The 15219-nt window shown below is 62.8% G+C and carries 11 protein-coding genes; 6 read left to right on the top strand and 5 right to left on the bottom strand.

The features are described from left to right. The first annotated feature begins 41 nt into the window (after positions 1 to 41). The 3 genes from D8767_RS25440 to D8767_RS25450 all read left to right on the top strand — a co-directional run bounded on the left by D8767_RS25440 (position 42) and on the right by D8767_RS25450 (position 2905). Positions 42 to 1895 carry a DUF4105 domain-containing protein gene (locus tag D8767_RS25440; protein WP_016713356.1) on the top strand — a complete coding sequence of 618 codons (1854 nt, stop codon included), beginning with the start codon at positions 42 to 44 and terminating at the stop codon, positions 1893 to 1895. Positions 1896 to 1985: 90 nt separating this feature from the next. Further along, a complete protein-coding gene (locus D8767_RS25445) occupies positions 1986 to 2342 on the top strand; it encodes a hypothetical protein (RefSeq protein ID WP_016713357.1) in 357 nt (118 codons plus the stop codon). Positions 2343 to 2413: 71 nt separating this feature from the next. Further along, positions 2414 to 2905 (top strand): GreA/GreB family elongation factor, encoded by a 492-nt coding sequence (locus tag D8767_RS25450; protein WP_016713358.1) that lies wholly within the window; start codon positions 2414 to 2416, stop codon positions 2903 to 2905. 39 nt (positions 2906 to 2944) lie between these two features. Here the strand turns inward: D8767_RS25450 and gdhA are convergent, their stop codons facing one another. From gdhA to D8767_RS25465, 3 genes are all read right to left on the bottom strand, one after another. Further along, positions 2945 to 4285 carry an NADP-specific glutamate dehydrogenase gene (gene gdhA / locus D8767_RS25455; RefSeq protein ID WP_016713359.1) on the bottom strand — a complete coding sequence of 447 codons (1341 nt, stop codon included), beginning with the start codon at positions 4283 to 4285 and terminating at the stop codon, positions 2945 to 2947. Between the two features lie 220 nt (positions 4286 to 4505). Then, positions 4506 to 6173: an energy-dependent translational throttle protein EttA gene (gene ettA, locus D8767_RS25460; RefSeq protein ID WP_016713360.1), complete on the bottom strand. Its 1668-nt coding sequence runs from the start codon at positions 6171 to 6173 to the stop codon at positions 4506 to 4508. 240 nt (positions 6174 to 6413) lie between these two features. Continuing rightward, on the bottom strand, positions 6414 to 6821 hold the full coding sequence (locus D8767_RS25465; RefSeq protein ID WP_016713361.1) for a hypothetical protein: 408 nt from the start codon (positions 6819 to 6821) through the stop codon (positions 6414 to 6416). A 248-nt stretch (positions 6822 to 7069) separates the two neighbouring features. Between D8767_RS25465 and D8767_RS25470 the strand changes: the two genes are divergently transcribed. The 3 genes from D8767_RS25470 (at position 7070) to D8767_RS25480 (ending at position 13402) form a co-directional block, all read left to right on the top strand. Then, positions 7070 to 10900 carry a bifunctional diguanylate cyclase/phosphodiesterase gene (locus D8767_RS25470; RefSeq protein ID WP_063977263.1) on the top strand — a complete coding sequence of 1277 codons (3831 nt, stop codon included), beginning with the start codon at positions 7070 to 7072 and terminating at the stop codon, positions 10898 to 10900. A 180-nt stretch (positions 10901 to 11080) separates the two neighbouring features. Then, positions 11081 to 12334 (top strand): serine hydroxymethyltransferase, encoded by a 1254-nt coding sequence (gene glyA, locus D8767_RS25475; protein ID WP_016713363.1) that lies wholly within the window; start codon positions 11081 to 11083, stop codon positions 12332 to 12334. A gap of 114 nt (positions 12335 to 12448) precedes the next feature. Beyond that, on the top strand, positions 12449 to 13402 hold the full coding sequence (locus D8767_RS25480; protein WP_016713364.1) for an arsenic resistance protein: 954 nt from the start codon (positions 12449 to 12451) through the stop codon (positions 13400 to 13402). A 23-nt stretch (positions 13403 to 13425) separates the two neighbouring features. On the opposite strand, the gene D8767_RS25485 is transcribed toward D8767_RS25480, so the two are convergent. Further along, complete coding sequence (locus D8767_RS25485) at positions 13426 to 13779, bottom strand: RidA family protein (RefSeq protein ID WP_016713365.1); 354 nt, start codon at positions 13777 to 13779, stop codon at positions 13426 to 13428. Continuing rightward, a complete protein-coding gene (locus D8767_RS25490) occupies positions 13776 to 15212 on the bottom strand; it encodes an aldehyde dehydrogenase family protein (protein WP_016713366.1) in 1437 nt (478 codons plus the stop codon). Before D8767_RS25490 ends, D8767_RS25485 begins: the two co-directional genes overlap by 4 nt. Between the last annotated feature and the right edge of the window lie 7 nt (positions 15213 to 15219).

Below are 15219 nucleotides of genomic sequence, written 5' to 3' on the forward strand. Positions count from 1 at the left end.
GTTTCGCCTTTTTCGGCATCGTCAAGAAGTAGTTGCCCGATATGCTCAAACGCCTCGCTGCCCTGGCGCTGTGTGCCTGCGCCCCTGTTCATGCCGCGCCCGTACTGGATCAAGGCCGTCTCCAGCAACTGGCCAACACCCCTTACTGGATTGCCCTGGGCCATTACGAAACCGCCAAGCTCGGGGGCTGGCGCAGCTATGTGGACGACGATGCGTTCTTCCTCGCCCAGGACGGCGCACACCACCCCGACCAGGAGCTGCAAGCCACGGTCGATGCGCTGTATGCCCCGGCCAGCCTAGGCGACAAGCATGCCCAGTGTGTATTCCCTGCACGCACCCGCTGGCTACGTGAACAGCTTGGCCTGCAAGGCCTGCCGCAACCGGATTGCCAGGAATTCAAGACCTGGTACCAGTCGATCGACCCGCACAGCGCCGCGTTGATTTTCCCGGCGGCCTACCTGAACAGCCCATCGTCCATGTTCGGCCACACCCTGCTGCGCATCGACCAGTCCAACACCCGAAGCGACGACACCACGTTGCTGAGCTACGCGATCAACTTCGGTGCCTACATCGAAGGCAGCGACAACAGCATTCTGTACGCCTGGAAGGGCCTGATGGGCGGCTACCCGGGGCTGTTCGCGCTGATGCCCTACCAGGAAAAACTGTCCGAATACCGCAGCCTGGAAAACCGCGACCTGTGGGAGTACCAGCTGGACCTCACCCCCGAAGAAACCGGGCGCATGGTCGAACATGTGTGGGAGTTGAAGCAGATCCAGTTCGACTACTTCTTCTTCGACGAAAACTGCTCGTACCGCCTACTGGAGCTGCTGCAAGTGGCCCGACCGAGCCTGGACCTGACCTCGCAGTTCCCGTTGACCGCCATCCCGACCGACACCGTGAAGGCCGTGAAGCAGTCCGGCCTGGTCGCCAGCGAGACATACCGCCCTTCTCGCGAACGTGAATTGCTGGCCCGCGCCGAGCCACTGGACCACGGCGAAAAGCAGCAGGTGCTGGCCGTGAGTGCCGACACCGCACAATTGCAGAGCCCCGAATTCAAGGCCCTGCCCCGCGAACGGCAAGCGCTCGTGCAAGATGCCGCGTACCGCCTGGAGCGTTACCGGGCCAATGGCCAGGAGCGCGACCCTGGGCAGGCGAAGCGCAGCTTCGAGCTGCTGCGGGCGATCAACAGCAACCCGCCGCCACCCTTGCAGATCGAACGCCCCGGCCTACCCGAAGATGGCCACGATTCACGCACCTGGCAGCTGGGAGTGGGCACCCGTGAAGACCGCGCCTACGCCGAGTATGGCCTGCGCATGGCCTATCACGACCTCAACGACAACGCCTACGGCTTCCCATTGGGTGCGCAGATCGAGATCCTGCAACTGAAGGTGCGCCAATACGAAGGCAACGACTGGCAAGTGCAGCGCCTGGACCTGGCCACCATCCGCTCGCTGACGCCGCGTAACGAGCTGCTCAAACCCTGGTCGTGGCAGGTGGCTGGCGGCCTTGAGCGCGTGCCGGGAAAACATGATGACGAAGTCCTGGTCAGCCATGTAAATGGTGGCGCCGGGGGTACCTGGCAGTTGGCCGACGGTTTGCTGGGCTTTGCTCTGGGTACCGTGCGGGTCGAACATCACAATGATTTCGCCGAATTCATCGCTCCAGCGGCAGGCTTCAATGGCGGCCTGTTGTGGCGAAACGGCTTGGGCAACCTGACACTGGAGGCCAAAGGCGACTACTTCACCAATGGCGAAGTCCGCCGTAGTGTGAGCCTGAACCAGCAGTGGGAGATCAGCCAGAACCTGGGCGTGCGGTTAAGTGCATCGCGCGAGTTCAGCCACCTGGCGACGGCGCAGAATGAGGTGATGCTGGAGCTGAAGTGGTATCACTACTAGTGACCCAATCGACTCTTTGACACCGTTTTGACAGCTCCCCGACAAATCGCCACCTAGACTTTCCATTATCAATTGGAGGGCTGGGTGGTTATGTCGCGGTACTGGTTCGGCGTGTGCATGGCGTTGTTGCTGTCAGGTTGCGAAACCACCCACGAGCAGATGGTCAACCGTGGTTATCCGCCTGCCTATGCCGATGGCTTCCAGGACGGCTGCAGCAGCGGCCGCCAGGCCGCCGGGCTGATGGTGGGCAACTTCCGCAAGGACGTGCCGCGCTACCTGCACGAACGTCAGTATGAAACCGGCTGGGACGACGGCTTTCGCCAGTGCCACGCCATGCAGAACAGCGAAGAACAGCGCGAGTACCATGAGCGCTTCTGGGACGAGCGCGAACGGGAGTGGCAGCAGGAAAAGGATCGCGGTGCCGCAAAAGCCTATCGCCACAACTAAGTCAGTCGCAAACGGACATCCCTTGAAACCGGCGGCCTGCCATGCTGGTCTTCAGCACAAGGAGGCCCAACATGAGCCGAGCATTCGTCAACGAAGACCAGGCTGCTGACCAGGCCGACCCGCCCGTCGAGCGCCGCGTCAGCGAACAACCCAACTACGTCACAGCCAACGGCCTGCGCCTTTTACAGGCGCGCGTGGCCGACCTGAATGCCCTGCGCAGCGAACTGCAGGCGCAGGGTGAGCGTGCCGACAAACAGCGGCTGGCCGAGACCGAGCGGGACCTGCGTTATTTCACTGCGCGGGTGCAGAGTGCCCAGGTGGTGCCGGCAGCGACTTCACGCAGCAAGGTGCAGATTGGTAGCCGGGTGCGGTTTGTGGATGCCCAGGATCAGGAACAGGTGGTGCAGCTGGTGGGCGAGGATGAAGCGGATGCCGGCCGGGGCTTGATTAATTGGGGCTCACCGTTGGGGCGGGCGTTGCTGGGCGCAGGGCCTGGGGATGAGGTGGTTTGGCGGCGGCCGGTGGGGGATCAGGAAATCGAGATTATCGAGATTGGTGGTTGAAAAACCTGGGGCCGTGTTGCGGCCCCAGGTGATCTCGAATCAGACCACGCCTTGAGCCAGCATCGCATCGGCCACTTTCACGAAGCCTGCGATATTCGCACCTTTGACGTAGTTGATACGGCCATCCGCCTCTTCACCGTAATGCACGCACGCATGGTGAATCGACTGCATGATGTTGTGCAGCTTGCTGTCCACTTCACCGGCAGTCCACAGCAGGCGCATGGCGTTCTGCGACATTTCCAGGCCCGACACGGCAACGCCGCCGGCATTGGAGGCCTTGCCCGGGGCGTACAGAATGCCAGCGTCCAGGAAGATATCCACAGCCTCAAGGGTGGTCGGCATGTTGGCGCCTTCGGCCACGCAGATACAGCCGTTGCGCAGCAGGGTGCGGGCGTCTTCGGCGCCCAGTTCATTCTGCGTGGCGCACGGCAGGGCGATGTCGCACGCCAGGCTCCACGGAGTCTGGCCCTTGCGGAACTCCAGGCCGAACTGCCCGGCCAGCTCGCTGATGCGGCCACGCTTGACGTTTTTCAGTTCCATCACCGCATCCCACTGGGCGTCGGTCAGGCCAGCTTCGGCGTACAAGGTGCCTTCGGAGTCGGACAGCGAGATCACCTTGCCGCCCAGGTCCATGACTTTGCGCGCCGCATACTGGGCTACGTTGCCCGAGCCGGAAATCGCCACGCGGCAGCCATCGATACGCTTGTCCTGGCGCTTGAGCATTTCTTCAGCGAAGTACACGCAGCCATAACCGGTGGCTTCAGGGCGGATCAGACTGCCGCCGTAGGTCATGCCCTTGCCGGTCAGCACCGAGGTGAACTGGTTGGCCAGGCGCTTGTACTGGCCAAACATGAAGCCGATTTCGCGGGCACCCACGCCGATGTCACCGGCCGGTACGTCGCAGTCAGCACCGATGTGGCGGTACAGCTCGCTCATGAACGCCTGGCAGAAGCGCATCACTTCGGCGTCGCTCTTGCCTTTCGGGTCGAAGTCCGAGCCACCTTTGCCGCCACCCATGGGCAGCGAGGTCAGCGAGTTCTTGAACACCTGCTCGAAGGCCAGGAACTTCAGCACGCTGAGGTTCACCGACGGGTGGAAGCGCAGGCCGCCCTTGTACGGGCCGATGGCGCTGCTCATCTGGATGCGGTAGCCGCGGTTGACCTGCACCTTGCCCTGGTCATCGACCCAGGAAACGCGGAACAGCACAGCACGCTCCGGCTCGACCATACGTTCGAGGATGCCGGATTGCAGGTAATGCGGATTGGCTTCAAGGAATGGCCACAGGGTGCGCAGCACCTCTTCCACCGCCTGGTGAAATTCAGGCTGGCCTGGGTCACGCTGTTGCAGGCGTGCAAGGAAATTGTCGACAGATTCGATCATGGTAGACATCTCACCGAAGGTTTTGGACTTATTGGTTTTTTCAGGAATGTACCAAGAAGCAATCGCACTGGAATAGGGCGCGATGTCGTTTTTTTGAAATTATTTGGTGCGATTTATGTAAGTGTATACAAATCACCTGCCGAAAAAGCCGTTTTCACGTTTCACCAAGGCACAAAAATGGGGCTCCGCAGAGCCCCATTCTTGTGCATCTCAAACCGGCTTACTGGGCCAGTTTTTTGTGCCGTACACGGTGCGGCTGGGCAGCAGCATCGCCCAGGCGCTTTTTGCGGTCGGCTTCGTACTCGGTGTAGTTACCCTCGAAGAACACCACGTTCGAGTCGTCTTCGTACGCCAGGATGTGGGTAGCCACACGGTCCAGGAACCAACGGTCGTGGGAAATCACGATCGCGGCGCCCGGGAAGTCCAGCAGGGCTTCTTCCAGCGAACGCAGGGTTTCAACGTCCAGGTCGTTGGACGGTTCGTCGAGCAGCAGGACGTTGCCGCCCTCCTTCAGGGTCAGGGCCAAGTGCAGGCGGCCACGCTCACCACCGGACAGGTCCTTGACGAACTTCTGCTGGTCGCCCCCTTTGAAGTTGAAACGACCAACGTAGGTACGCGACGGGATCTCGTAGTTGCCGATGCGGATCATGTCGGAACCGTCGGAAATCTGCTGGAACACGGTCTTGGCGCCGTCCAGGTCTTCGCGGCTCTGGTCCACGCAGGCCAGTTGCACGGTTTCACCGATCTCGATGCTGCCCGAGTCCGGCTGTTCCTTGCCCATCAGCATGCGGAACAGGGTCGACTTACCAGCACCGTTACCACCGATAACGCCGACGATGGCGCCTTTTGGCATGGCGAACGACAGGTTGTCGATCAGCACGCGATCGCCGTAGCCTTTGGTGACGTTCTTGAACTCGATGACCTTGTCGCCCAGGCGCGGGCCAGCCGGGATGTAGATCTCGTTGGTTTCGCTGCGCTTCTGGAATTCCTGCGACTGCATTTCTTCAAAGCGCTGCAGACGGGCCTTGGATTTGGACTGGCGAGCCTTGGCGCCTTTGCGCACCCACTCCAGTTCCTCTTTCATGGCCTTTTCGTGGGCGCTCTGCTGCTTGGATTCCTGCGCCAGACGGTCCGACTTGGCTTCCAGCCAGCCCGAGTAGTTGCCTTCGTACGGGATGCCGGCGCCGCGGTCCAGTTCCAGGATCCAGCCGGCGACGTTGTCGAGGAAGTAACGGTCGTGGGTAATCGCAACCACGGTGCCCGGGAAGTCGTGCAGGAAGCGCTCCAGCCAGGCGACCGAATCGGCATCCAGGTGGTTGGTTGGTTCGTCGAGCAGCAGCATGTCGGGGGCCGACAGCAGCAGGCGGCACAGGGCCACACGGCGCTTCTCACCACCGGACAGGTGCTCGATGCGGGCATCCCAGGCTGGCAGGCGCAGAGCATCGGCGGCGACGTCCAGCTGGCGCTCTAGGTTGTGGCCATCGGAGGCTTGCAGAATGGCTTCCAGCTTGGCCTGTTCGGCAGCCAGCTTGTCGAAGTCGGCATCCGGTTCGGCGTAGGCGGCGTAGACCTCGTCCAGGCGCGCCTGGGCGTCCTTGATCACGCTGACGGCTTCCTCGACCACTTCGCGAACGGACTTGTTAGGGTCCAGTTGCGGTTCCTGCGGCAGGTAGCCTACGTTGATGTCGGGCATCGGACGGGCTTCGCCGTCGAATTCCTTGTCGACGCCCGCCATGATCCGCAGCAGGGTCGATTTACCGGCGCCGTTCAGGCCGAGCACGCCAATCTTGGCGCCCGGGAAGAACGACAGGGAAATGTTCTTGAGAATTTCCCGCTTCGGCGGCACGACCTTGCTCAGCCGATGCATGGTGTAGACGTATTGAGCCAAAACCAAGCCCTCTAATCAGATAGGTAAAGACATCGACGATCGCCCCGGCGCGCTGGCCAGGGAGATGTGTGTTTGGGTGTCGTTGAACAAAGTCGACCATTCTACGCCAACGCACGGCGTTGCATAGGAGGGGGCGATGGTGGGCCGGGATCGGAGTGATCCCTGGGAGAAACGTATTGCCTGTGCTGGCCCCTTCTCGGCTTTAGCCGCGAAAGGGCCGGCACAGCAGCCGAAAATGGCTCAGACGTGACGCTGCCTGGCCTTGCCACGCGGCAACCGGCAACGGTCACCCTGCTCGGCCAGGCGCGCAGCCCAGGCAGACTTCACGCTGAAGCCACCGCTGCGGGCAGGCTGCTGCTCGGCAACCTTGGCGGGTTTGGCGGCCGCAGGCGCCGTGCTGACCACCTTGGCTGCCGGCTTGTTGGCCGCAGCAACTGCAACTGCCGGCTCTGCTGCCGCCTGGGCGGTCTTGCGCAGTTCAGCCAGCGATGGGGCCTTGCTTTTGGCGGCGTTGGCCACCTCGGGTTTGCTCAGCGAACGCTGGCAAGACTTGCAGGATACGTCCTCGGTCACGGCAGTGCTGACAAGGGTCTGACTGCTGCGCCCGCAGGCGGAATCGAGGCCATTGGAGGAAAAGTGAGTAACCAAAACCGAACATCTCCGATGCGTTGTCATGTGAAGCGGGCGCTATTCTCGCACAGGTTGCAGGGGCTTGCCGAACCACCCAGCAGGCACCATCGGTCAACACGGCTGGCACTTTGCCACAATCCTAGGCATGCTAGCCGGTTTCAGGTGTCCGGCCTTATAGTGCGCCACCGCGTTGCGCCAGCCAGGTACCGGCACACACCGTGCATGATCCTTCCCTGCCATCGCCAGCCCAATCGCAGGATCAACGCTTGACCAACCTAACTCATCCGTCGTCATTGCGTTCCGCGCCACAAGCGCCCGCCGCTACCCTGGGCGGGTCGATCAAGGGTGCGCTGGCGCTGCTGGCCCTGATCCTGCTGGGCCTGCTGCTGTGGCAGCTGTTCGCCCAGTTCAACCACACCCAGGCCGACCTGCGCAAACAAAGCCTGGACGCCACCGCAGAGCTGGCCGACCACCTGAGCCTGAACATGGCGTTCAAGGCACAGCAGGCCGTGAACGTGGTACAGCCCTACGTCGATGCGCCGACGCCTGCCGCCCTGCCCAGCCTGCTGAATACCCTGCGCCAACGCCTGCCCGCCCTGCAGAGCATGGCATGGCTGGACAGCGCCGGGCAGCTGCGCAGTGACAGCCTGCCAGGCAGCCCAGACCGCCAGGCGCTTGACGAGCTGCTCACGCTGAACCAGGGGCGCCCGTACTTCTTTACCAATTCGGCCGACAATCGAACCTTGTACCTGCTGCTGCGCCAGGCCGCCGAACAGGACCGCGGCTACTGGCTGCTGCGCCTGTCACCGGACTACTACCGCGAACTCACCACTCACCTCGATGGCGGCGGCCACCCGCTGTGGCTGCTGGAAAACAGCCGCAGCGGCGAAGTGCTGCAGCAGCACGCCCCAACCGACACCAGCCACGAACCGCTGCAAAGCGTGATGCTGGCCTTCATCGACAACAGCACCTGGCAACTGCGCGGCCTGTTCGACGCCAAGCTGACCCAGCAAAAATTGCTGCCTGCGCTGATCGGCAAATGCCTGCTGGTGCTGTTCTGCGCCCTGCTGCCGGTGTTGGCGCTGATCAACATGCGCCGCCGCCAGCGCGCGCTGCAGGAAGACCGCCGGCGCTACCAGGAAATCTTCGAAGGCACCGGCGTGGCCCTGTGCGTGCTCGACCTGTCCAGCCTGCCCGGCCAGCTCGACCGCTACCACCTGCGCAACCACGCCGCACTCAGGCACAGCCTGGCACTGGACCCGAACCTGCGCCGCTCGCTGTTGCTGGAGCTGAAGATTACCGAGGTCAACCAGGTAGCGCGCCAGCTGTTGAACATCGAATGCCACGAAGGGGCCTGGCAGCGGCTGATCGACGGCAGCGGCGATGGCCGCGACAGCGTCGGCATGCAACTGATCGACGCGCTGATCGAACAACGCCAGGTGCTGGAGCTTGAAGTGCGCCTGCCGGCTCCGCTGGGTGGCGAGTTGCACCTGTGGCTGATGGCACGCCTGCCGCAGCAGCGCCGCGACTACCAGGCCGTGATCCTCAGCATCAGCGACATCACCAGCCGCAAACAGGTCGAGCTGTCGTTGCTGGAGCGCGAAAGTTTCTGGTCGGACGTGGTGCGTACCGTGCCCGATCAGCTGTATGTGCAAGACGTAATCAGCCAGCGGATGATCTTCAGCAACCGCCACCTGGGGCAGACCCTGGGTTACGACCGTACCGAGCTTGCGCAGATGGGCGACCGTTTCTGGGAGCTGCTGCTGCACCCCGAAGATGCCGCGCACTACCAGGCATTGCGCCAGCAACAGCGTGACAACGGCCATGATCAACCGCTGCACTGCCAGTTGCGCTTCCGCCACCGTGATGGCGGCTGGCGCTGCTACGATATCCGCGAACAGGTGCTGACCCGTGACGCCGATGGCCTGGTAACGCGCATCATCGGCGTGGGCAAGGACGTGACGGTGCAGATTGAGGCCAGCCAGTCACTGCGCGACAGCGAACAGCGCTACCGCATGCTCGCCGAAAGCATCAGCGATGTGATCTTCTCCACCGACAGCCTGCTGCAGCTCAACTATGTCAGCCCCTCCGTGCAGAGCGTGCTGGGCTACCAGGCTGACTGGATTTTTGCCAACGGCTGGCAATCGATCATCGCCAACCCGGCTCAGCTCACCGGCATCTACAGCCTGATGGAACGCGTCAGCAACGCCATGGGCGACCCGGCACAACTGGCCCAGCTGCGCAGCCAGCTGCCAACCCAGCTGTTCCTGTTCGACTGCCTGCGCGCCGATGGCCGCAAGATCCCGATCGAGCTGCGCCTGGTGCTGGTGTGGGACGATGACCAACGCTTTGAAGGCGTGCTTGGCGTGGGCCGCGACATCAGCCAGCAACGCCGCGCCGAAAAAGACCTGCGCATGGCCGCGACGGTATTCGAGCACTCCACGTCGGCGATCCTCATCACCGACCCGGCCGGCTATATCGTCCAGGCCAACGAGGCGTTCAGCCGTGTCAGCGGTTATGCCGTCAGCGAAGTGCTCGACCAGCTTCCGGGCATGCTTACCGTCGATGAACAGCAGGAAGGCCACCTGCGCTACGTGGTCAAGCAACTGCACCAGCGCGGCAGCTGGGAAGGCGAGGTGTGGCTCAAGCGCCGCGACGGCGACCACTACCCGGCGTGGGTCGGCATTACCGCCGTACTCGATGACGAGGGCGACCTGGCCAGCTACGTGTGCTTCTTCACCGACATCAGCGAGCGCAAGGCCAGCGAACAACGCATCCACCGCTTGGCCTACTACGACGCCCTCACCCACCTGCCCAACCGCACACTGTTCCAGGACCGCCTGTACAACGCCCTGCAGCAAGCCGACCGGCAGAAGGCCTGGGTGGTGCTGATGTTCCTCGACCTGGACCGTTTCAAGCCGATCAACGACTCCCTCGGCCATGCCGCCGGCGACCGCATGCTCAAGGACATGGCCCTGCGCCTGCTGGCCTGCGTGGATGACGACGACACCGTGGCGCGCATGGGCGGCGACGAGTTCACCCTGCTGCTGCAACCGCGCCCCACCCGCGAGATGGCCCTTAACCGCGCCATCCACGTGGCCGAGAACATCCTCGGCAGCCTGGTGCGTCCGTTCGTGCTGGAAAACCGCGAGTTCTTCGTCACCGCCAGTATCGGCATCGCCCTCAGCCCGCAGGATGGGGGCGAGCTGAGCCAGTTGATGAAAAACGCCGATACCGCCATGTACCACGCCAAGGAACGCGGCAAGAACAACTTCCAGTTCTACCAGGCCGAAATGAACGCCAGCGCCCTGGAACGGCTGGAACTGGAAAGCGACCTGCGCCATGCCATGGAGCAGAACGAGTTCATCCTCTACTACCAGCCGCAGTTCAGCGGCGACGGCAAGCGCCTGACCGGCGCCGAAGCGCTGCTGCGCTGGCGCCATCCGACCCGTGGGCTGGTGCCACCGGGCGACTTCATCCCGGTGATCGAGGAGCTGGGCCTGGTGGTGGATGTGGGCGACTGGGTGCTGCGCGAGGCCAGCCGGCAGCTCAAGGCCTGGCACAAGGCCAAAGTGCGAGTACCCAAGGTGTCGGTGAACATTTCCGCCCGGCAGTTCTCCGACGGCCAGTTGGGCACGCGCATTGCCAACATCCTTGAAGAGAGCGGCCTGCCGCCTGCGTGTCTGGAGCTGGAACTGACCGAAAGTATCCTGATGCGCGAAGTGAACGAGGCGCTGCAGATTCTTGCCAGCCTGAAGAACCTCGGCCTGAGCATTGCGGTCGACGACTTCGGCACCGGTTACTCGTCGCTCAACTACCTCAAGCAGTTCCCCATCGACGTGCTGAAGATCGACCGCACCTTCGTCGACGGCCTGCCCGAAGGTGAGCAGGATGCGCAAATTGCCCGGGCGATCATCGCCATGGCCCACAGCCTCAACCTGGCGGTCATCGCCGAGGGCGTGGAAACCCACGAACAGCTGGAGTTCCTGCGCGAGCATGGTTGCGACGAAGTACAGGGCTACCTGTTCGGACGGCCGATGCCGGCGCATCAGTTCGAGGCGCAGTTCTCCAACGAGACCCTGTTCATGTTCCATTGAGGGGTGCAAAGCCCCTCAAAAGCGGACTTTCGGGTCAACTACCGCGCCCGCGCAGCCCAGACACGGCGCGGGATGCAACATGAAGCCCATTGGTCCGCGACTTGATGCCACTTCATATGCCAGCCGCGAATCAATCGGTTAGAATGCCCCCCCAAATTACCCCGATCCTTGAGGACCGCCATGTTCAGCCGTGATTTGACCATTGCCAAGTACGACGCCGAGCTCTTCGAAGCCATGCAGCAAGAAGCTCTGCGCCAGGAAGAGCATATCGAGCTGATCGCTTCGGAAAACTACACCAGCCCGGCAGTCATGGAAGCTCAGGGCTCGGTCCTGACCAACAAGTACGCCGAAGGCTACCCAGGCAAGCGCTACTACGGTGGTTGCGAGTACGTCGACGTCGTCGAGCAACTGGCCATCGACCGTGCCAAGGAGCTGTTCGGCGCCGACTACGCCAACGTCCAGCCGCACGCCGGCTCCCAAGCCAACGCTGCCGTCTACCTGGCCCTGCTGTCGGCCGGTGACACCATCCTGGGCATGAGCCTTGCCCACGGTGGCCACCTGACCCACGGTGCTTCGGTAAGCTCTTCGGGCAAGCTGTACAACGCCATCCAGTACGGCATCGACGGCAACGGCCTGATCGACTACGACGAAGTCGAGCGCCTGGCTGTCGAGCACAAGCCGAAGATGATCGTTGCCGGCTTCTCGGCCTACTCGCAGGTTCTGGACTTCGCCCGCTTCCGCGCCATCGCCGACAAGGTCGGTGCCTACCTGTTCGTCGACATGGCCCACGTTGCCGGCCTGGTTGCCGCTGGCGTGTACCCGAACCCTGTTCCATTCGCCGACGTGGTCACCACCACCACTCACAAGACCCTGCGCGGCCCGCGCGGCGGCCTGATCCTGGCCCGTGCCAACGCCGACATCGAGAAGAAGCTGAACTCCGCTGTCTTCCCGGGCGCCCAAGGCGGCCCGCTGGAGCACGTCATCGCAGCCAAGGCCATCTGCTTCAAGGAAGCCCTGCAGCCTGAGTTCAAGGCTTACCAGCAGCAAGTGGTGAAGAACGCCCAGGCCATGGCCAGCGTGTTCATCGAGCGTGGTTTCGACGTGGTGTCCGGTGGCACCCAGAACCACCTGTTCCTGCTGTCGCTGATCAAGCAGGAAATCTCCGGTAAGGACGCTGACGCCGCCCTGGGCAAAGCCTTCATCACCGTTAACAAGAACTCGGTACCGAACGACCCACGTTCGCCGTTCGTCACTTCGGGCCTGCGTTTCGGCACTCCAGCCGTTACCACCCGTGGTTTCAAGGAAGCCGAGTGCCGCGAGCTGGCCGGCTGGATCTGCGACATCCTGGCTGACCTGAACAACGAAGCGGTCATCGACGCTGTACGTGAGAAGGTCAAGGCCATCTGCAAGAAGCTGCCGGTTTACGGCAACTGATTGGCGATTGCCTGATGTGAAGAAGCCCGGCCTAGTGCCGGGCTTTTTCGTTTGCGCCGCTGCAATCACGTATTACCCTGTGCCCCCATTCACTCATCGAGCACAGGCCGCACCTTGACCAGGGAACAACTCGAAACCCACCAGATCCCGATCTACTTCGCCGCCGTGCTTGCTGCCGTAGCCTTCGGCTTGATGGCCAGCGACAGCGCCAGCCAGCTGGAAGCCCTGGTCACCCCCGCCATTGCCGTGCTGATGTATGCGATGTTTCTGCAGATCCCTTTCCTCGACCTGCGTCAGGGTTTGGGCAACCGCCGCTTCATCACCGCGCTACTGCTCGCCAACTTCATCCTCGTGCCGCTACTGGTCTGGGCCATTACCCGTGGGCTGGTGGAACACCCGGCGGTCCTCGTCGGCGCCTTGCTGGTGCTGCTTACGCCGTGCATCGACTATGTGGTGGTGTTCACCCACATCGGCAAAGGCGACTCGCGCCTTACCCTGGCCGCTACACCTGTGCTGCTGTTGCTGCAACTGGTGCTACTGCCGGTGTATCTGGCCTGGATGCTGGGAGACAGCAGCAACGTGGCCATCTCCATCACCCCGTTCGTGGAAGCCTTTGTAGTGTTGATTGTGCTGCCAATGATCCTGGCCGTGCTCACCAGTGCCGGGGCTCGTCGCTCAGGCGCGGTTTCGGCCTGGAACGACGCCTGGGCGTGGTTGCCCGTACCGGCGATGGCCCTGGTGCTGGTGGTTGTGATCGCCCCGCAGATTGCTGTGGTGCTGCGAGATTTCGACCGTTTGCTACCGGTCATTCCGGTGTACATCGGCTTCATGTTGCTAGCGCCCGTGCTCGGGTTCATTTCGGCGCGACTGCTACGCCTGCCTGCTGCTGAAGCACGCTCGGTCACCTTCAGCGCCGCCACGCGAAACTCGCTGGTGGTGCTGCCACTGGCATTGGCATTGCCCGAAACGATACGCGGGTTGGCGGCTGCGGCGGTGATCACGCAGACACTGGTGGAATTGGTGAGCGAGCTTGTCTATGTAAGAGCGGTGCCACGGGCCATACGCTGACCCGTGGGTAAGGATCGCGCTGGTCAAGAGCGCCAAGGGTATGCGGCAAACACCTGCACCTCGACCAGGTACCCCTCGCCCAGGTCTGCGCCCACGCACGCCCGTGGCGGTTTAGGAAAACCCTGCAGCCAGGTGTCGTACACCTCATTGACCAGGTCGAAATGGCGGTAGTCGGCAAGCCACAACTGAACCCTGGTCAGTTGCGCCTTGCCGATATCGGCCTCTGCCATCAGGCCGTCGATCGTGCTCAGCGCCTGACGCAGCTGCCCCTGCACATCTTCCTGCAGGTTGCCCGCCACCACCCCCGCCGTTTCGAACAGCCCCCTGTAGCTGACCGCCAGGGACATCCGCTCGCCGGCCCCGAAACGAGTGATCATGAAGCGGCCTCCCCACCGCCCATCTGGTTGAGGCAGACGACTTTGGGCTGGGTCATGTCTTCATAGGCGAACCGCACCCCTTCGCGCCCAAGGCTCCCATACTTGGAGCCACCAAATGGCATGGCATCGAAGCGGTAGTCGGACGAGTCGTTGATCATCACCCCACCAGCCTCAATACGCCGGGCCAGGCTCAACGCCAGCGACAGGTCGCGGGTAAACACGCCGGCATGCAGGCTGTAATCCGGGGCGTTGGCCTGCGCTACCGCCTGCTCGATGCTCTCGAACGGCGCCAGCATCACCACCGGTGCAAACACCTCTTCACGCCACAGCCTGCTGGCGTGGTCAACGCCCTCCAGCACTGTCGGGGCATAGGCAGCACCCTGACGCTGATGGCCGCAGAGCAGGCGAGCTCCACCCAGAAGGGCCTGGTTGACGCGTTCTTCGATCTGCCGTGCAGCGGCTTCGGTGATCATCGGCCCCATGTCGGTTGCGCGCTGCCCCGGGTCGCCCAGCACCATTGCCTGGGTCAGGGCGACGAAGCGCTGGCGAAACGCCTCATAGATCGCGGCGTCCACCAGGATGCGCTGGGTGCCGATACAGTTCTGGCCCGCCGCCCAAAACGCGCCCGACACGCACGACTCGACAGTCGCCTCGAGGTCGCAGTCCTTCAGTACCAGCACCGGCGCATTGCCGCCCAGGTCCATCGCCAGCTTTTTCAGGCCAGCCCCCCGCGCAATCTGTTCGCCGGTAGCGAAGCCTCCGGTAAAGGAAATCATGCGTACTTCACGTATGGCCACCAGGGCCTTGCCCAGCGCGGCGCCCCCCGTGGCTACCGTGACGACAGCCTCCGGCAGCCCTGCATCAATCAGGTACTGCACCAGCTTCACGGCAGAAAGCGGGGCCAGCTCCGAGGGTTTCAGAATGACTGCATTGCCGCCCGCAATGGCTGGCCCCAACTTGTGCGCAACCAGGTTAAGCGGGTCGTTGTACGGGGTAATGGCCAGGATCAACCCCAGCGGCTCGCGGGTGAACCAGCCCTGGCGCGACTCAGAACCTTCATAGGCATCGAAAGGCACCACTTCACCGGCATTGCGCCGCGCTTCTTCTGCAGACAGCTTGAGCGTATTGATGCAGCGCTTCACCTCCTTCTCGGCCTGACGCAGGGTCTTGCCTGCTTCATCGACAATCAGGCCGGCAAAATCTGCAGCGTCGCGCTCGTTGAGGCGGGCAGCCTGCTCCAGAATGCTGGCGCGTCGATGCCGGGGTAGCGCGGCACTTTCGCGCACGCCGCCGCGAGCACGGGCGAGCAGGCTTGGCACCGCGTCGGCGCAAAGGTTGGCAACGCTCCCCACCAGGCTGCCGTCGAAGGGGCTAAACACATCGATCAAGTCGGGTTGGCAATTGGCGACCCGGGACACGGAAGTCAGGCTCATGAACGTT

The sequence above is a fragment of the Pseudomonas sp. LTGT-11-2Z genome, from assembly GCF_003691445.1.
Taxonomy (GTDB): Bacteria; Pseudomonadota; Gammaproteobacteria; order Pseudomonadales; family Pseudomonadaceae; genus Aquipseudomonas; species Aquipseudomonas monteilii.

What these genes read in the sequence shown, in the direction of transcription:
- D8767_RS25440 (WP_016713356.1), top strand. Translation starts at nt 42, where the DNA reads ATGCTCAAACGCCTCGCTGCCCTGGCGCTGTGTGCCTGCGCCCCTGTT.
- D8767_RS25445 (WP_016713357.1), top strand. Translation starts at nt 1,986, where the DNA reads ATGTCGCGGTACTGGTTCGGCGTGTGCATGGCGTTGTTGCTGTCAGGT.
- D8767_RS25450 (WP_016713358.1), top strand. Translation starts at nt 2,414, where the DNA reads ATGAGCCGAGCATTCGTCAACGAAGACCAGGCTGCTGACCAGGCCGAC.
- gdhA (WP_016713359.1), bottom strand. Translation starts at nt 4,285, where the DNA reads ATGATCGAATCTGTCGACAATTTCCTTGCACGCCTGCAACAGCGTGAC.
- glyA (WP_016713363.1), top strand. Translation starts at nt 11,081, where the DNA reads ATGTTCAGCCGTGATTTGACCATTGCCAAGTACGACGCCGAGCTCTTC.
- D8767_RS25485 (WP_016713365.1), bottom strand. Translation starts at nt 13,779, where the DNA reads ATGATCACTCGTTTCGGGGCCGGCGAGCGGATGTCCCTGGCGGTCAGC.
- D8767_RS25490 (WP_016713366.1), bottom strand. Translation starts at nt 15,212, where the DNA reads ATGAGCCTGACTTCCGTGTCCCGGGTCGCCAATTGCCAACCCGACTTG.